This is a genomic window from Rossellomorea aquimaris (genome assembly GCF_003315075.1).
Lineage (GTDB): Bacteria > Bacillota > Bacilli > Bacillales > Bacillaceae_B > Rossellomorea > Rossellomorea aquimaris_C.
On the sequence record NZ_QNRJ01000001.1, the window covers coordinates 192,324 to 209,577 of the forward strand.

At 39.6% G+C, this 17,254-nt stretch carries 16 protein-coding genes and 1 riboswitch; of the genes, 5 read left to right on the top strand and 11 right to left on the bottom strand.

Annotation, left to right across the window (positions count from 1 at the left end; translation table 11 throughout):
- Positions 1-16 precede the first annotated feature (16 nt).
- The gene (locus DET59_RS00920; protein ID WP_113967724.1) at positions 17-778 is read right to left on the bottom strand and encodes an AAA family ATPase; all 762 of its coding nucleotides are present in this window, start codon (positions 776-778) and stop codon (positions 17-19) included.
- Positions 779-876: 98 nt separating this feature from the next.
- Positions 877-1,113 (bottom strand): hypothetical protein, encoded by a 237-nt coding sequence (locus tag DET59_RS00925; RefSeq protein ID WP_113967725.1) that lies wholly within the window; start codon positions 1,111-1,113, stop codon positions 877-879.
- Positions 1,114-1,321: 208 nt separating this feature from the next.
- Here DET59_RS00925 and DET59_RS00930 point away from each other — a divergent pair, with 208 nt between their 5' ends.
- The 3 genes from DET59_RS00930 (at position 1,322) to spoIIP (ending at position 4,217) form a co-directional block, all read left to right on the top strand.
- Positions 1,322-2,797, top strand: a complete 1,476-nt coding sequence (locus DET59_RS00930) for a flavin monoamine oxidase family protein (RefSeq protein ID WP_113967726.1) — start codon at positions 1,322-1,324, stop codon at positions 2,795-2,797.
- A complete protein-coding gene (locus DET59_RS00935; RefSeq protein WP_258549525.1) occupies positions 2,787-2,888 on the top strand; it encodes a DUF2975 domain-containing protein in 102 nt (33 codons plus the stop codon). Before DET59_RS00930 ends, DET59_RS00935 begins: the two co-directional genes overlap by 11 nt.
- 165 nt (positions 2,889-3,053) lie before the next feature.
- Positions 3,054-4,217 carry a stage II sporulation protein P gene (gene spoIIP / locus DET59_RS00940; protein ID WP_181778014.1) on the top strand — a complete coding sequence of 388 codons (1,164 nt, stop codon included), beginning with the start codon at positions 3,054-3,056 and terminating at the stop codon, positions 4,215-4,217.
- Positions 4,218-4,298: 81 nt separating this feature from the next.
- Here the strand turns inward: spoIIP and DET59_RS00945 are convergent, their stop codons facing one another.
- Positions 4,299-4,868, bottom strand: a complete 570-nt coding sequence (locus DET59_RS00945; RefSeq protein ID WP_258549526.1) for a TVP38/TMEM64 family protein — start codon at positions 4,866-4,868, stop codon at positions 4,299-4,301.
- Between the two features lie 325 nt (positions 4,869-5,193).
- Positions 5,194-5,409, bottom strand: a complete 216-nt coding sequence (locus DET59_RS00950; RefSeq protein ID WP_113967728.1) for a Fur-regulated basic protein FbpA — start codon at positions 5,407-5,409, stop codon at positions 5,194-5,196.
- Between the two features lie 106 nt (positions 5,410-5,515).
- Positions 5,516-5,623: riboswitch (SAM riboswitch) on the bottom strand.
- A gap of 225 nt (positions 5,624-5,848) precedes the next feature.
- Here DET59_RS00950 and DET59_RS00955 point away from each other — a divergent pair.
- On the top strand, positions 5,849-7,246 hold the full coding sequence (locus DET59_RS00955) for a protoporphyrinogen oxidase (protein WP_113967729.1): 1,398 nt from the start codon (positions 5,849-5,851) through the stop codon (positions 7,244-7,246).
- A 75-nt stretch (positions 7,247-7,321) separates the two neighbouring features.
- On the opposite strand, the gene DET59_RS00960 is transcribed toward DET59_RS00955, so the two are convergent.
- From DET59_RS00960 to DET59_RS00990, 7 genes are all read right to left on the bottom strand, one after another.
- Positions 7,322-8,248, bottom strand: a complete 927-nt coding sequence (locus DET59_RS00960) for an NAD-dependent epimerase/dehydratase family protein (protein ID WP_113967730.1) — start codon at positions 8,246-8,248, stop codon at positions 7,322-7,324.
- A gap of 48 nt (positions 8,249-8,296) precedes the next feature.
- Positions 8,297-9,565: a glycosyltransferase family 4 protein gene (locus DET59_RS00965; RefSeq protein ID WP_258549548.1), complete on the bottom strand. Its 1,269-nt coding sequence runs from the start codon at positions 9,563-9,565 to the stop codon at positions 8,297-8,299.
- 29 nt (positions 9,566-9,594) lie between these two features.
- Entirely contained in the window at positions 9,595-10,656 is a 1,062-nt protein-coding gene (locus tag DET59_RS00970) for a protein kinase family protein (RefSeq protein ID WP_113967731.1), read from the bottom strand.
- A 2-nt stretch (positions 10,657-10,658) separates the two neighbouring features.
- Complete coding sequence (locus DET59_RS00975) at positions 10,659-11,837, bottom strand: carboxylate--amine ligase (protein ID WP_113967732.1); 1,179 nt, start codon at positions 11,835-11,837, stop codon at positions 10,659-10,661.
- Entirely contained in the window at positions 11,837-13,171 is a 1,335-nt protein-coding gene (locus DET59_RS00980) for a glycosyltransferase family 4 protein (RefSeq protein WP_113967733.1), read from the bottom strand. The genes DET59_RS00975 and DET59_RS00980 overlap by 1 nt, the downstream gene beginning before the upstream one ends.
- On the bottom strand, positions 13,168-13,824 hold the full coding sequence (locus tag DET59_RS00985) for a PIG-L deacetylase family protein (RefSeq protein WP_113967734.1): 657 nt from the start codon (positions 13,822-13,824) through the stop codon (positions 13,168-13,170). Before DET59_RS00985 ends, DET59_RS00980 begins: the two co-directional genes overlap by 4 nt.
- A gap of 92 nt (positions 13,825-13,916) precedes the next feature.
- Positions 13,917-15,884 (bottom strand): hypothetical protein, encoded by a 1,968-nt coding sequence (locus DET59_RS00990; RefSeq protein WP_113967735.1) that lies wholly within the window; start codon positions 15,882-15,884, stop codon positions 13,917-13,919.
- A gap of 162 nt (positions 15,885-16,046) precedes the next feature.
- Between DET59_RS00990 and DET59_RS00995 the strand changes: the two genes are divergently transcribed.
- Complete coding sequence (locus DET59_RS00995) at positions 16,047-17,165, top strand: hypothetical protein (RefSeq protein WP_113967736.1); 1,119 nt, start codon at positions 16,047-16,049, stop codon at positions 17,163-17,165.
- The last annotated feature ends 89 nt before the right edge of the window (positions 17,166-17,254 follow it).

The window sequence follows — 17,254 nt, forward strand, 5'->3', positions numbered from 1 at the left end:
GGTATAGAATAAATCCTCAGTCTCCTTCTTTCAGTAAATGATAGATCATCCGTTCCCGGTCATCAAAAAATTGCTTCATAATCTTATAATGGCTCGTTTCTTCCAATGAAGACTCCTGTAAACCTTCTTCTGATAATTCAATCAGAAAAGAAGAAGGGTATGCCATCAGAATGGGTGAGTGAGTGGCGATAATGAACTGGGAATTATCATTCACAAGTTCATGTATCCTTGAGAGCATGGATAACTGCCTTAAGGGGGAGAGTGCAGCTTCGGGCTCATCCAGTATGTAAATCCCTTTACCTCGGAAACGATTCATAAAGGTTGAGAAAAAGGCTTCTCCGTGCGATTGCTCATGTAGAGACTTCCCTCCAAATGAATCAATCACTCGTGGGCCAAATGAGGGATGCTGATCCATTTCTTCAATATTTGTCGCAACATTGTAGAAGCTTTCTGCCCTCAAGAAAAAACCATCCTTAGGTCGATCGACTCCCCTCACAATTTTCAAATACTTATCCAGATTCGAATACGAATCATACGTGGAGAATGAAAAGTTCAGCGTGCCTCCTTCAGGGTTAAATCCAATGGCCATTGCAATGGCCTCAAGAAGAGTTGATTTCCCCATTCCGTTTTCTCCCACAATAAATGTAACATTAGGGTGAAAGGTGAGGTCTGTCAGGCTCCGGATACTCGGAATATGAAAAGGATACGAGTGAAAGGAAGGAACGTTTTCGCTATGAAGTGACACTTTTCGAATATATGGCTGTGAGTGTAATGACATAATGCCCCTCCTTTTTTCTATAGATTAGCATAATTAAACAGATTCAAGGTACAAAAAATGCCATCACGATTTACGTAATGGCATTCCATTTTATGATCTTATCTTGAAGGTTCGAGAAGAACAACACTTTCTATGGTTTTAGCCAAAAGGCTGATGTCTGTAAACTCTTCAACTTTCATTGAATCCATATAAGTGATTTGAAAGCAATCCGTGTCCAACTGGTAGGTAACGGTCATAACAGGTGAGTGATCATGACTTGAAATCGTATGAACAATCTCACTATCCTTGAATTCCTTAAGAGTCTTGAGCATGGTTACGATATTTTCTAGTGACATATAACATGTCTCCCTTCTACTTGCTCGAGGGATTGACTAAATACAGTCTCGTAGACCCAATGAACCTTAAGTGTAACACATAAACGTATAAATAGAAACGTCTGTTCTGAAAACAACTGGAAATGAGCTCTTGGTCATAGAGAATATACGTATACCTCCTTTTTTGTTTTCATATGATGAAAGAAACAGGGGAGGCGGGTGATGACAGATGGCAGATCAACAATCAAGGGATGACCCTTCCAAATTGAGTTATCCAAATGACATGCTGGCTATTATTCGTAATGGATTAAAGCCCGCTATGTCAAAAAAAGTAATCGTCGTTGGGGCAGGGATGAGTGGTTTAGTCGCAGCTTCTCTATTGAAAAAGGCCGGGCATGAAGTAACGATATTAGAAGGAAATAAGCGAATTGGGGGTAGGGTATATACTGTACGCAAGCCCTTCACCCCCGGTAACTATATGGACCTGGGAGCCATGAGGATTCCCGATAACCACAAATTAGTATTCGAGTATATCCGAAAATTCAATCTGACCTATCAAGAATTCATCAATAGTTCTCCAAGAGATTTACTATTAGTAAACAATATCCTAACAACAAGGGAACAATACGAAAAAAATCCAGACATACTACAGTATCCGTTACCAGAAGGAGAAAAGGGAAGAACGGCTTCGGAATTGTTTATCGAAGCAACCAAACCATTTATGGAATTATATAATAACAGTGCTCATGATGAACAGCAAAAATTAATTAAACGTTACTCTCGTTATTCTATGGGACAATTTTTAGCAAACAACCCATTTGGTAAATCATTATCTTTAAATGCCATACGAAAAATCAATGTAATTCTCGGGATAGAAGGATTCCCTGAGTTCTCATTCGTGGACATATTAAAAGACATCATTTTTCCTATATTCAGGAAAGAGACAAAATTTTATCAAATAACAGGAGGAAACGACCACTTACCTTATGGATTTGTCCAAGAGCTTGGGTCGCACATTCTACTGAATCAAAAAGTGACCCACATTAGACAATCCGATGTCGGAGTTAGCGTTCGCGCAGTAGACTCCGGAGACGGAATGGCGCGGGATTACAATGCCGATTATGTCATCGTAACCATCCCTTTTACTGTCTTCCAGTTTATCGAGGTCATACCTTATGATTCAATATCCTTTAAAAAGTGGCAGGCGATCCGTGAGGTACCGAATGTTCCATCCGTGAAAATAGGAATAGAATTTCGTCGTCGCTTCTGGGAAGATTTGAATTACGGAAACATCGTGTCAGATCTCCCCACACGCTTTACGTATATGCCGAGTCACGATAAGGGTAGCAACAAACCAGGAGTCATGTTAGCGAGTTACAGCTGGGGACAGAATGCACTCTTATGGAACAGCAAATCAAAAGAAGGAATCATCAAAGAAGTTTTAGAAGACCTTTCTAAAGTATATGGCGAACAGGTGTATACAGAAATGCTGAATTATGTAGTCTATAACTGGAGTAAAAACCCATTCTCCGCAGGATGTTTTACCCTTTATACCCCTGGGCAGGCAAGTGATATCGGCGATTATATCAAGAAACCTGAAGGCAGAATTCATTTTGCCGGAGAGCATACTTCCTCCTTTCATGGTTGGATGGAAGGGGCGATTGAGTCGGGGGTGAGGGCAGCCAATGAAGTGAATGGCAGATAAGTGTCTCACCATTTCGATTTTCGCAGCAGTTTTACAAGAATTGTTGAAGAATGCCCTTGAGCTTAAATCTGAAAATGATTTAACGGTCTGAGGTGAGTATAGGACGATTATCAATCATATGGATGTGATTCTGGCTAATAGGAAGGTCAAACCGGTAAGACCTAGGAAATCAGACCGAATCCGGGAAAAAACCTTCTACTCTATCAAGCCCCTGCATAAAGTTAACTATTAAATACTTTATATAGGGGTACTGATGATGTCGTATAAGTCTCGAAACAACAATAGCTTAGTCCCACTAGTATTCGTCTCTATGAAGGCCATCATTCGGGTAGTATTGATCGGTATTGTCCTCATGTACTTGACTGTATGGTTGATTTCGTCGACGGCAATTAAATTGAGGGTGGATAGTTTACTGTATTCATCGATGTCCGAACTCGTCCCAAAAGAAACGTTTCTTATGTTGTTGTCACAGGAAATGACTGGACTGCGGGCTACCAATGAGGAAGCATTAAACAGTGATTTTGATTGGCTGGAAAGCGTCACGAACGTTTCACTCCTTGATCCGCGTAGTTTATTTGGACGGGAAATACCCGGAATCGAAAATTATCATACTCACATAGCCGTTGCCGGTAAAGGGACAGACATTACGAACCTCCCAAATGAATCACCGGCTCCGACAGAAGATCAGTTGAAAGATCAGGAAATCGATCAGAGTCAAATTGATCAGGCCAACAACAACTCAGGAGACGGAGTTCAAGAGATTGATGAAAAATCCGTCTACATCTATCATTCACACAGCTGGGAAGCGTTCAGCCCGCTGATTAAGAATAACAATTCAAAAGATCCCGCGAGTACCAACGAGAAGGTCAACGTCATTGCTGTCGGCACAAAATTGAAGCAAGAGCTTGAAGCAAGGGGGATTGGAGCAGTCCAGGATAAGACAGATGTAAACAAAGCTCTCAAAGACAAGTCATGGACATATTTTGAATCCTATCAGTTATCAAGGGGTCTAGTACAAGAAGCCATTGCCCAAAACGATGACCTAACGTACCTGGTTGATATCCATCGGGATTCTCAGCCACGAAGCATCACTACCAAAACCATTAATGGTAAAAACTATGCACGTTTATTTTTTATCGTAGGAAAAGAAAACAAAAACTTCGAAAAGAACCTTAAGATTGCAAAGGAATTGAATGCTAAACTGGAGGAAAAATATCCTGGCATCAGCCGGGGTGTCTTCATCAAAACAAGAGCAGAAGGTAACGGGGTCTACAATCAGGACCTAACCGAGAGAGCCATGTTACTTGAGTTTGGCGGAGTGGAAAATAATTTAGTTGAATTGTATAACTCTACAGAAGCGTTTGCGGAGATCTTTGCAGAATATTACAAGAAGGATGCTGTCGAGGTAAATGCACAATAAGTGATAGGGAAAAAAGACGTATGCCGTGTGGTAGACGTCTTTTTTTCTTCGCGAGGAGAGCGGTCTCTATGACGTCATCCATTATGTTCTCATGTTCTTCCTCCAACGATATCCCCAATAAAACATCCCAACCACCACTGAACCTGCCACCATAATAACCGTACCCTTATCCGCATCCAACACATTCACCACCACAAATGCTTCAATCAATAATGAAGGAATCTTCCCTATAGAACTGATAACAGAAAAGACAACAATAGAAATAGAGCTAAAGGCAGCGGCAACGGTAACCACGCTTGAAGGCACAAAGGGAACCATGCGAAATAAGAATAGAAGAAAGATCCATTCCGTACCTGACGCTTCTTTTAATTTGAGAAAATATTTGTTAGACAGAATCTGATCAATCCCTGTAATCTTCATACCTTTTCTATACAAATAAAAGCTAACCATGGCCCCTAATGATTCACCAAGTATGGATACCCCGACTCCCGGCCAAAATCCAAATGCGGAAATATTGAATGCCGTCAAGAAAACACTTGGCAGGAAACCTAGAATACTGATGAATATATTAATGGTTATACTGATGAAAATGAGAGACCAACTATCAAGGCCGATGAATTCGTTCATGAAATGCTGCAGTGTGTCAGTCATATTTCAATTCCTTTGTAAGAGTTTAGATTATCAGAATAATACATCTGAAGTCCTTTAGGAACAAATTTATTTTGTGATGAGTGCATACTCTTCTATAAAACAACTCTGTTATGGAATCTCCACTAGGGAAGATAGAATAGTTTAAAAGATGAAAGGAAAACGAGCTAACAATTATACAATCTTACTGCAGAAAGTTAGTTTAAATAAATAAAGAGGTTGGGACAGAACTAAAAACCACGATATAAAGAAAAACAAATCTGCCTACTGGGAAGCAGATTTGTTCGGGTTTTACTTAGACTAAAATACTTTTGTCACAACCTCCTTTTCAACTGCTTAATTTGGCACAATTTTTCCAATGAATGGAGCCGACATCGCTATGCGGATGGCATTCCTTTTGAAGATATTTGTATTCGTCCTCAAGTTCCTGGAGAGTCAGCTCAAATAATTGTTTGTCTCCTTTTTTGAATATGTTGTGGACAATTAATTTGTTTATTAACTCGTTTCTTCGATTGTGAATCGCTTCCTGAAGGATTTCTCCCATATTAGATCACTCCTCTTATAATGAATACGAACAGTGGAAGAGGCTCTTTCATTGAAAAAAGCCCTCTTCCTAGTAGATAAGAAGAAGGCTTTATGTATCAAACTTCAACTCATCTTCCAAGCGAATTGCTTGTGGAATTAGCACAGTGTTCTACGATGTAGAATCTGTTGCTGAGGCATCGTCGGGCCAGTCCCTCTTCCTCTCTGGATAAGCGGATATATAGTTGTCATGGATTTCTTATTATTATATATATTAGTATTCAGAGTTGTCAACTAGGAATTGAATGTTGGGTATAGGATAGATGGGAGGACTTAAAAATAAAATGTTGGAACTAACCCTCATTCCTATACTTTTTACCAATTCAGACACAGAATTTTTTTCTAATCAACAAAAAACATGATAACCTGTATACATAAACGCAATTATTGGAGTGAGTCGTATGAAGACAGTGGTTGTCGTAGGTGGAGGAATTACAGGATTAACAGCGCTGTACCATCTTCAAAGAATGTCCATTGAACGAGAAATAGATACCGAGTTAATCCTGATCGAGCGGAATCAGGAGCTCGGCGGCAAAATTAGAACCATTAATGACGGTGAATTCATTATGGAAGCGGGAGCAGATTCCATCGTGGCCCGAAATGAAGGGGTTCTGACTCTAGTTGAGGAAATTCAACTTCAAGAGGAACTCGTCTATAATGAAACAGGCACATCCTACATATATACAAATGGCGAATTACATAAGATTCCCCAAGACACGATTTTCGGAATTCCCATGTCCGTTGAGTCTCTTCAAAATAGCACCCTGGTCTCAGAAGAAGGGAAGATCGACGCACTTAAAGACCTTGAATCGGAAAATACACAATTTACCAAAGAGAGTTCCATCGGTGAATTTTTAGAAGCGTTCCTGGGTAAGGAACTTGTTGAGAAGCAGGTAGCTCCAGTATTGTCAGGGGTCTACTCTGGAAATTTACATAAGCTCACCATGGCTTCGACACTCCCATACTTACTTGAATATAAAAATGAATACGGCAGTATCATTAAAGGTTTATCAGCAAATAAACAAAAATTCCAAGGGGCATCCAATAAAAAGTTCATCTCGTTTAAAAATGGTTTATCAACCATCATTGAACGTTTAGAAGAACAATGTTCCAGTGGGACAATTTTAAAGGGAGTAGAAACAACTAAGCTCCAAAAAACAGGAGACAAATATGAGCTGACTCTAAATGGTCATGGGAGGATTCAAGCGGATTATGTGGTATTCGCAACACCTCATGACGTAACCCAGAAGATTCTGACCCATGAAAAACTTGAACCTGATTTTAATAAATTGAGAAACTCTTCCCTTATTTCAATTTACCTTGGATTTAACATTCCAGATGAGGAACTTCCTGCTGATGGAACAGGCTTTATCGTATCAAGCGGCAGAGATGTGAAATGTGATGCATGCACATGGACGAGCCGGAAATGGAAGCATACGTCCATTAATCAAAACCTTTTATTGAGACTTTTTTATAAAAGTACTAACCCTCATTACAATGAGTTGAAAGAGTTTAGCGAGGCAGAACTTGTGAGCATGGCACTTGAAGATATCAGAAAAAGTGTCGGCATAGTCGGAGATCCGATTTCTGTCGAGGTAACGAACTGGAAAGACCTGATGCCAAACTATCATCTTGAGCATAGTCAGTCTGTGCAATCGTTAGATGAAATTCTCGCAACCGAGCTGCCACGTGTGAAGCTGGCAGGTGCTTCATACTATGGAGTGGGCATCGGCGCGTGTATTCAAAACGGGAAGAAAACTGCAGAAAGTATTATAGATGAGTTAGAGGAGAACGTTTGAGGAAGATAATGAATAAAGGAAAAGAGTCTGGAATTTCCCAAGCTCTTTTCCTTTGTGTTTGCACGAGTTATGAAATCATTCGTCATTCTCCATTTTCCTTTTGAAATATTCAACTGTATTCTCTAAACCGGAGTTCAAATCATATTGAGGTTCCCATTTTAGATAGTGCAGAGCTTTCGAATTTGAGAGGTGACTGTGTAAAATATCTCCTTCCCGTTTCGCTTCGTAGTTTGGCTTTTGCGAAGAGTGGAGCTGGTTTGAAAGTAGGGTGTAGAGTAGGTTGACGGTTGTTTGGGTGTTGGTGCCGATATTGATGACTTGGTTGTCAGCGTTTGCGATGGCAAGAAGATTTGCCCGGGCTACGTCCTCTACGTAAACAAAGTCCCGAGTCTGGTTTCCATCCCCAAAAATGATGGGTGTTTCAATGTTTAATAGTTGCTCAATAAATATGCTTATAACTCCGCCTTCGCCATCGGATCGTTGTCTGGGTCCATATACATTGGCGTATCTCAAAATGGTGTATGGAAGTTTATAGAGCTTATTAAATAGTTTAATATAAGTTTCTGATACTAATTTTGAGGTACCGTAAAAGGAAATCGGACTAGTAGGACTCTCTTCATTAATCACCTCATTTGTATAACCATATACTGCACTGGAAGAGGAAAAGATGAATTTTTTCACACCGTATCTGGTACTGTACTCCAACAACTTTACGGTTCCTAATACATTGACTGCAGCATCTTCTGCAGGATTTTCCAATGATTTAGCTACGCTCACTTGGGCAGCGAGGTGCATAACGATGTCGGGTTTTTCTTTTTCAAAAATCTTTTCAACTTTATCGGATAACAGATTTTCCCTATATATTTTGACTCCACTGGGCACGTTTTCCTCCCTGCCATTAGAGAAGTTGTCTAGAATAATGGGGGTGTGACCTTCAGCGAGCAGTATTTCTACAAGTTGTGAGCCGATAAATCCGCCTCCGCCTGTAACTAATATCTTCATGTATGATCCTGGATCCGTTCATTCTCCCTCATGATGAGTCTCCTTTCTTTATAAATATGTTTGATAGATCTTTTCAATTTTTCTCGTCATAACCTGGGAGGTTAAGTGTTGACGGGCATAGGATTCAGCATTGTTTGCAAACCTCTTACGTTCTTCCTTATTTGTTAAGAAGCGCTTTATCGCATGTGCCAATTGCTCAACGTTACCAGGTTCACAAAGGATGCCTGTTTCTTCATGTTGAACCATTTCCGGGATTCCGCCACATGTGGTGGAGATGACCGCTTGCCTGGAAAACATTGCTTCCATGACGGATAGGGGAAAGTTGTCATTCACAGTTGCTAATACATAGATGTCCGACATGGAAAGAATATGGGGTATATCGTGTCGTTTCCCCAGGAATTTCACGTTATTCAGCTGAAGTTCTTTCGCCTGTTCAATCAGTTTTTCCTTCATGACTCCATCTCCGACAATCCATACTTCCACATTCGTCAGGTGTTCACGAAGTCTGGACAATGCTTCCAAGAGAAATCCATGACCTTTACGTGGTGACAGCCGGGAGACACACGTTAGGATAATGTTTTCATGATTTTTATGAGGAAGTGGATTAAAATCGATGCCAGTATGAACGGTGACCATCCTTTCATCTTTTGCACCGAAATCCATTAAGTTAGGTCGAAAGGAATCTGAAATCATCACGATTTCAGTGCTTGCTGCAATGCCTACTTTCTCAAGTTCAGTAAAATAGGCTTCTTCAATGGAACCTTTCTGCATTTTGTTGAATTTTAAGCGACTTTTCGTAAAGAACCCGTGTGGCGTAAAGAGTAAAGGTTTTTGGTATGTTTGGTTTAAATGTCCCAGGATGAAGATGGCAAATAGATCTTGAGCGTGTATGATGTCATATTGCTGGAGATTTTTTTCTTTGAGAAATATCCCAAATACATGAAGGTAACTAAGGTTTTTGACGATTTTTTCATTTACTCTTCCGTAGCGTCTATTCATAAATTTACGGGCTTCAGAGGATGCTTCGGGAATCCATTCTTCCAGCTGTTCTGAAGACATATGGTTGGGCGCTAGTACATCTACACTATGACCGCCCTTTTCAAAACCGTTTTTTATCGAAGTGATGTAATGAGATAATCCCCCTGTATGGGGGTATTGAAAAAATGTAACGTATAAGATTTTCATTGGCTTTGAATCATCGCCTTCTGTCTTCTGACCGAATGGTTGGAGAGTGAGAGGCTCCTTATAGTCTCTTTCCACATCATAATACTGATCCATGATGGCAAGAAGAGAGGGATGAATGTTGAAAGGGGGCATTCGACTCAAGATTTCTCATCCTTTCGTATCTATTTATAGATTCCCAGTTCACTTCCCCAGGTTGATATTTTTTCTAAATGGTAGGGAAGAAGCTCACCTCCGCGGTTGTCAAAGATACGTCTCAGCTGAGTGTGTAATCCTTTTTCAAGGGTTCGTTGAAGGTACGCCATTTTGTATAAATGAATGGGTTTGGTTTTGAACTCGATTCCATATTTCTTCATTTCATTCGTGTACACGTCGACCGCATGGGTGCGGATTTCTTCTGCATTGCTTTGCCAATCCTTCCGAAAACCTAGTAAAATTTCTACCAGGACAATCATGTCAAACCATGTAGGGGCAAATTTGGCTGATTCCCAATCGATGAATTGAATCGCCCAGGGTTCATTTTTACTGACATCTTTTGAACAGATATTCTGCATATGAAGATCTCCATGTGTAATGGAGTAGCCGCTGTTCAATAGTTCCGGGAAGAAGTCAGGACCGTTACTGTATAAGTTTTTTAATGGCTTATAATGTGGTTTGATGATGTCCTTCAATTGTTTATCCTTCTTGGCATCGTCTAGAAATGTCATTGTATTTGAAATGAATTTTTCCCGGTCGTTTTTCATTTTTACCGAGTTGTATATGGGAAACCAATGTTGAAAAGTCTTTTTTTCTTTCTTGAAATTTTCTTCATGCGTGTGGGCGTGAAGTTTAGCAAGGGTTGGGATAATATAATCAAAATGCTTGGGTGTAAAGGTAAGCTGTCCGCGAATTTGGCGAACAAACTCCATGAACACCCAAGTATCACTTCCTTGTTTCTCCATCAGGTATATTTCAGGAAGAAACTCTTTTAAAAATGGGTAGGCTTGACTGTAGACATTAATCTCGACTTCATTTTTGTATTTGGTAGAATGGTAGATTTTAAAAATGATAGGGAAGGTGTCTGTGTGTTTCTGTAGCTGAAGCTGATAGATGCTGCTCCTTTTAGTTGATTTAAGGTTTTGGATTGATGAAGCCTGGATGGTCACTTTACTTCCAAGGGATGTAGAGAGTTTTTCTTCGATTCCATGTTTATGAAACATGGATATCAGTTCTTGTGGTGTATACATACTCAATCACTCCTTCGTTTTCTTTTCCACGCATTCCGCAGGTGAGACAGGGTACTCCTTATAAATGGCATAGGATCATCAAAGGCAAGAAGAGCGAATACCTTTTTTCCCCTGAATCCATAAAAGAAGTCTTTTAAGCTCATTTCTCCATTTTTTCTTTTTTCAAGAAAGGTAAGGAAGTAACGTACCAGGTAAATCCATTGAACCCCGTCAATTTGCTGCAGTTTAGGAGATGGACGTTGACCAGTAAGGTACTGGTAATATTGAAGGGCAAAATCAACTCCGGAGTGACCGGTTAAACTATGGGTGAGCCAGAATCTGGGATTGATCTCAATGAGCTTATATTGCCCATCCCGTGGATCTTTTTTATACTCGATCATACTTACACCTTTTATTCCCAACTCTTTCAGTAGTGGAACACCGACATCGACCAGATCAGGTATTCGTTTGCTCACGATGTGTGCTCCCGTTCCGAATTGTGCCGGGAATTGGTGGTTTTTTTGGAGAGTGAAAAGGGCAAGTAATTCCATATCCTCATCGAAAAATGTCGCCACTTTATAGAAACATTGGTTGTCTCCAGGAATGATTTCCTGAATAATAAGCTCACCGAACTTGCGATAAATAGGATAGATTCTCCTTAATTGGATGGCGTCTTGAATATGAATGGCTTTCTTATTAACATGTTTTCTGAATTCATGTCCGAACACAGGCTTTAAGATACACGGAAATTCTAATTGAGTAATCGCCTCATCAAGCTGCTCATCACTTTCCACAAAAAAGGTTTTGGCTGTTGGGATATTATATTCCAATGCTAATTCATAGGTTTTCTTTTTATCTAATAAATCCAAAATTAAAGAGTGATCAGGATATAAAAATAGGTAGTACTGGGATAATTCGTCCCTGTATTTTGAGATGAAGACAACATAATCATCTGCACCTGCGTAAAGCACAGGCTTTTTATCAAGATTCATCGCTATTCCTTTTAAAAAAGACAGCAGCTCCGCTTCTTGGTTCAAGGGGCTTGGACATACCCCACATGTTGCAAGTCTTGATTTCCCCTTTGAATAGGGACCTTCTGTATCAAATGCATATACATCAATTCCTTTTCGGGAAAGGGCATGAATGATGCCGACTCCATTAGCGCTTAAGTCAAGGACAACAGCTGGATGTGATGACAACATTATTCATCCCCCGAAGCTATTAGATTTTGGTAAATCCCTTCAATCTTGCCAACCATGGCTTCCCGAGTGAGATGATTTTTGGCATATTGATACGCATTGCTGCCCAGCTTCTTACGCAATGCTTCATTTCCGATCAGGAGTTTGAGTTGAGTTGCCAACTGGCTGACATTGCCTGGCTCGACAATGATTCCGGTTTCATTATGATGAACGATTTCCGTAATACCACCGCAATTAGTTGTCAGGATCGCTGAGCCGCTATGCATGGCCTCAATAATGGAAATAGGAAGGTTGTCATTGATGGTTGGAAGAACAAATATATCCGTTTTACTTAGTATGGCAGGGACATCATCGCGTTTACCCAGGAATCGAACGTTCGATAGTTTCAGCGATTTGACTTGAGCTTCAAGCGCTTCACGCATTTCCCCATCTCCGACAATTTGCACCTCAACCTGATGAGTTGTTCCATTCATGCGAGAAAGGGCATTAAATAAATCCGAATGTCCCTTTCTAGGTCCAAGTCTTGCGATGCACGAAATCACAATTTTTCCACTCGTTTTAACGCGATCAATGGTTTTATAATCAATCCCTGTATTAATGGTTGTCAGATTTACAGGTTTCGCTCCCAGTGAACTCAATGGATCACGGAAAGAGTCACTTAAAATGACCATATGGGTCGCGTATTCAATCGCTTTTTTTTCAATCTCTTTGTAATACACTTCTTCTACTGAGCCTTTTTCAATTCGGTTAAATTTGACCCTGCTAAAGGTGAACATGCCATGTGGGGTGAAAAGAAGAGGTTTACCTAAATCTTCATTGAATCTCCCTAATATATTGGCTGTGAACAAATCCTGTGCATGAAGTATATCGTACTTTTCCAGTTTTACAGATTTCATCATCTGTTCATAGATGTAGAGCAAACGACAACTTTGTATGATTTTGCTTGTGTACGATCCGTATCGTTGCTCAAAAAAAGTCTTTAATTCAGGAACGATCACCTCACGCAGCTTTTCTACATTCACTTGTGAAAACTGATTCGGAGCAATGACATCCACTTTGTGACCTAAAGACCTCAAACCTTCTCGTAGAGTAGTAATGTAATTGGAAAGACCACCCGTATGAGGATAGTCCCAAAATGTCGCTATCAGAATGGATAATTTCTTACTGCCGGGTTTACCTTTCATCTTCTTAGTCTTGGATTTCTTTTTGCGTTCTTTTTTTCGTTTGGAATCTTTACCCTTATCCTTTATTTTTGCCGTTATGGGTTTTGATTTTACTCCATAATATTTATCGAGAGCAGAAACAAGGTAAGGATAAGGAAAAAATAGTTCTTTCATTTCCAGACCCTCCTTATAACTTCAAATGCTTCAGCATACGGTACCCCAACCGTCATGCCTCGGACACTTGCTAAATGTTTGACTCCCTCATAGGAACGTGGATGTGGAAACTCTCGCATTTCCACTTCATAATGTTTTAAGGAAGCAATTTTCTGAACAATCACTGATGAAATGTTCACATAATAATTCGGTTTAAATTGCTTATCATTTGTCTGGGTATTCCATTCACTTGAGGATACCGTTTCAAATGTAATCAATTCAATCGGTTGTTTATTTGGTAGAGGACGAACTGCTGTTAATACGGCTTGAAACGTAATTTGATGATCACGATTCACATCGCCGTAATGATGGGTAAATATTTTAGTAGGCTGATAGATATCAATTAATTTTTCAATTTCCTTGGTAAATAGATGAAGAGGCATCATTTCTAATTCCAGGTTCGGATGCTCCAGAAAAATAACTTCTTTAATTCCAATCTCTTTGTTTGCTTTCCGGGCAAGCTGCTGGATGTGATGGGCCTCTTCCTTTCTACCGTTTGCTGTAATGATCGAGATGACTCTATTTCCTTGATCCACTAACCTTTTTAGCGTACCAGCTGTCCCAAGTAGTTCATCATCTGGATGTGCTGCTATGACCAATACAGTTTCTTTCATTCCCTTCACCCCATTCTAATCTCTATTACATTACTATATGTATCCTTCTATATTGTCGAAACAGACACTAGCACAGGGCTAATGTCTGTTTCTTATTTTTTCTTTTTCGTTTGACCGATACTGATTCCACCGCTGATAATTTGTAACCGTACATATCCATCGCCATCAATCCATATGAAGAAATCAGGTCCGGCTGTTAAAAATGTCCCTTGCTGATCAAGTAATTTACTTCCGGCATATACATTGATTTTGTCACCGAGCGTGAAATATTTATTCAAAATCGCGGTATGGAAGTCGCCTTTAACCTTGGTATTAGAAGATGGTGATACTGTCTTACTAACCTTTTTATTCGTTTTCTGATGAAATGGTTGTAATTTCGATTCCTTAGGTGGGGTGTTGGTGTGTAAGATATCGAAATCCTGCTCTTGAGTATTTTTCACTTCGTCTTTTACGATACTTGTTTGTTTGTGATTACTGCTTTTGACTTGGTTATTAGTGCGGGTTAGTTTGTATTTCATTTCAGACCCGGGTGACTTAGAGCTTAATGTATCAGATTGAACTTGTTTATTAGATGGAGTAGATTTTGTTTCGTTTTCTTTCACTTTCATAGGTGAGATATCTGTAGACTTGACGTCCTTTTTCACTTCTTTGATAGATGAAGCAGATTGTAAGATATCAAAGTGAAATTCTGTAGTAGGTGCAGGGGTATCTGTTTCATCACTTGCTGATTCTTTAGCTAAGTGATCTGCACGGTCGACATTATTATTTCCTTCTTTGGTTGGCAGGCTCAAGTTTAAGATGTTGGTTTCATCAGCACTTTTCTTATATGCATCAACGATTTTTATCGTTTTTAGATCAGTCCGATTTAGTTTGTATTTCATTTCTTTTCCCGGTGGGCTCGAGCTAAGGATCTCGAAATTGAATTCGGCAGCATTCTGCTTATGTTCATTAACGATTTTCTTTGCCATGACTGAAGAGCGATTTAGTTTGTATTTCACAACTTTCGCTGAAGGAATCGGGTCTTCGGTAGTAGATTTTATATTTTTATCTTCGTTTATGTTTTTACCCGGTCGGTTATCCACTCTTGTTTTAAATGGGGCTGTATCATCATACGAATTCCCGGGATGTATAACGTCAGTATCTATTGTTAATGATGATTGATTAGTAATATCTTGATCAACTTCATCTTTCTCTAATAGGATATAGAGCTGTTCACCTTTTACATCTTCCAAAAGGTCTTCATGAAAAACTGCTTTCATTTTTTCTTCTTTCAAAATGATGTCACGAGTACCATCTTCATTGGATGGGCCGGCAGAGTTAGTTTGTTTCGTCATATCTGATTCTGATAATGGGGAGGGGCGCATAGATTTCATTTCATGTTTTTTTTGGTCTTGTGGCCGTTCCTCATGAGAAATCTTATCGTTCACTGGTTCATCATCTAGATTGTTAATATAGTTTTTTTGATCATTTTGATGAATGTCTTTTCCAGTCACTTTTTTTAACGTTTTTTCCTGCTCATGCTTAATTTCGATATTCGCTTCTTTGCTTTCTTCATTGTCACATGGGCTTGTCGATGGATTGTATTTTGGTACATGTTGTATGGGTGGTGCGCTTGCTGGATATTTTGATTGGGGGATACTGTTGTTGCGATCGATATAATTGAATCTTTCGAATGGTCGCACCTCTCTGGATAGTAAGCGTGGACATTTGCCGCGTCTTTTACGGTGTTTTGACTTGGAAATTCGAGAAAGTACTATGCTGGGTTGAACTTCGGTTGTTAGGGTGATGTCGAAAGAAGGTCGCTCAGTCGAATGATGGTGAGTATTGGTTTCGTTCAAGCTGCTCATCATACTGTGAATGATATGGGATACATGAACTTGATCAAGAAAAGGAGCATTTTGCAGCTGCTCTACGGGATAAGTAACGGATTGTTTTTTAGGTTTTTGGTAGCTCACAAAGATGGATTGATTGTGACAAGGGGCCATATAGTCATCGTAATAAAAGGAGGAAAAGATCCTTGGCAATATATGTTCATTAATAAAAAGATAACAATTGGGCATGTGCTTCACTCCACGTCTCTGTATCTATTAATAACCTATTCAAAAGCCCGGTTAGAGTGAGCGGAATTTAGGATAATACCATAAAAATAGGCTATACATTCCTTTTTCACATACATATATTGATTATGAATTGTAGACAAAATGTAAAGGAGTGGAAAACCTATGGTAGAAGAGTATGATGATTACACTAGAAAATATTCCGATCATCATGACGATGAAGAGCATTGTGAGGGAGATCCTGATGAACAAGATGAATTGTGCTTAGGAGACGCCGGTGAGAAAGAAAAACCAGGCAATCAAGATCTTCCTGAAACAGACGAGAACTGTGCGCATGAAAAGCAATGTTCAAATCAGGATTTTGACGACCTTCCTTGTAAATCAGTCGAAGGGGTGTTGAATTCAATGTTCCAGCTTGGGGATCATCTTGAAGTTTTCTTTGAGGATGAAATGATTGACAGCGGAGGAACATTTGTTGCAGCTTTCGACAATATTCTCATTTGGATGGATTATGATGCAAATGTCAATTTCACAGATTTATGCGGTCCGATCAGTGTAAGAAAAATAGGCTCCAAGAGAAAGAAAAACCAGAAACACAACGAAAAAAACAAAAATGAGCCTAAACATAAAGGCAATAACCAGATTGATAAGAAGAAAAAAGACAAACCGGATAAGAAAGAACAAGGTCCTCGGAAAAAGGATGTAAAGAATGAACAATCCGGCGTTAATGAAGAACTTCTGAACTTCGTAAAGCTTGAGAAAGAAGAACCTGAGACTGAGGGAATATCCCAGGAGACTTTAAATCTTCAACAAATACACGAGGACAATGAAACAATTGAAAGTGAGAGCAGCACTGTAGAAATTCTTGATTCCTCTGGTGGTGAAGATGAAACGACCATACCCCATTCAGTTGATGAAAAAGAAGGGGTAATCCATTTGTACGTTGACGATTACTCTAACGATTCAGGTCAAGAAGAGGAAGAGGAATACACTCCGCAATTGGAACCAGGTGAAGATCAACCCGAGGAAAAAGAGGTAGACACTGACATGGAAGAAAACATTTCCGATTACGAAAGTGACTCTCAAGACGGATTAGAGGAAGAACTAGACATCAATATCCCAGAGGAGAACCTGGCTTCTTCACTAGAAGATGATGAAGTTACTGATGTAGTTGAAGAGTTCGAAAGCCAGGAGGAGACTTTATTCAGTTTGGAGGAAAGCTCTTCAGAAAATAGCTCGGAACACCCACCAACCACCTCACTCCTTGAGGATGATAAAGAATAATTAATCTAGTAAATGACTAATTCGAAATATTTTTATGAAATCTAGTTATCTGCCTTTACGCATTTAACGGTTCAGCATAAAAATAGAGT

What these genes read in the sequence shown, in the direction of transcription:
- DET59_RS00920 (WP_113967724.1), bottom strand. Translation starts at nt 778, where the DNA reads ATGTCATTACACTCACAGCCATATATTCGAAAAGTGTCACTTCATAGC.
- DET59_RS00925 (WP_113967725.1), bottom strand. Translation starts at nt 1,113, where the DNA reads ATGTCACTAGAAAATATCGTAACCATGCTCAAGACTCTTAAGGAATTC.
- DET59_RS00930 (WP_113967726.1), top strand. Translation starts at nt 1,322, where the DNA reads ATGGCAGATCAACAATCAAGGGATGACCCTTCCAAATTGAGTTATCCA.
- DET59_RS00935 (WP_258549525.1), top strand. Translation starts at nt 2,787, where the DNA reads ATGGCAGATAAGTGTCTCACCATTTCGATTTTCGCAGCAGTTTTACAA.
- spoIIP (WP_181778014.1), top strand. Translation starts at nt 3,054, where the DNA reads ATGTCGTATAAGTCTCGAAACAACAATAGCTTAGTCCCACTAGTATTC.
- DET59_RS00945 (WP_258549526.1), bottom strand. Translation starts at nt 4,868, where the DNA reads ATGACTGACACACTGCAGCATTTCATGAACGAATTCATCGGCCTTGAT.
- DET59_RS00950 (WP_113967728.1), bottom strand. Translation starts at nt 5,409, where the DNA reads ATGGGAGAAATCCTTCAGGAAGCGATTCACAATCGAAGAAACGAGTTA.
- DET59_RS00955 (WP_113967729.1), top strand. Translation starts at nt 5,849, where the DNA reads ATGAAGACAGTGGTTGTCGTAGGTGGAGGAATTACAGGATTAACAGCG.
- DET59_RS00960 (WP_113967730.1), bottom strand. Translation starts at nt 8,248, where the DNA reads ATGAAGATATTAGTTACAGGCGGAGGCGGATTTATCGGCTCACAACTT.
- DET59_RS00965 (WP_258549548.1), bottom strand. Translation starts at nt 9,565, where the DNA reads ATGCCCCCTTTCAACATTCATCCCTCTCTTCTTGCCATCATGGATCAG.
- DET59_RS00970 (WP_113967731.1), bottom strand. Translation starts at nt 10,656, where the DNA reads ATGTATACACCACAAGAACTGATATCCATGTTTCATAAACATGGAATC.
- DET59_RS00975 (WP_113967732.1), bottom strand. Translation starts at nt 11,837, where the DNA reads ATGTTGTCATCACATCCAGCTGTTGTCCTTGACTTAAGCGCTAATGGA.
- DET59_RS00980 (WP_113967733.1), bottom strand. Translation starts at nt 13,171, where the DNA reads ATGAAAGAACTATTTTTTCCTTATCCTTACCTTGTTTCTGCTCTCGAT.
- DET59_RS00985 (WP_113967734.1), bottom strand. Translation starts at nt 13,824, where the DNA reads ATGAAAGAAACTGTATTGGTCATAGCAGCACATCCAGATGATGAACTA.
- DET59_RS00990 (WP_113967735.1), bottom strand. Translation starts at nt 15,884, where the DNA reads ATGCCCAATTGTTATCTTTTTATTAATGAACATATATTGCCAAGGATC.
- DET59_RS00995 (WP_113967736.1), top strand. Translation starts at nt 16,047, where the DNA reads ATGGTAGAAGAGTATGATGATTACACTAGAAAATATTCCGATCATCAT.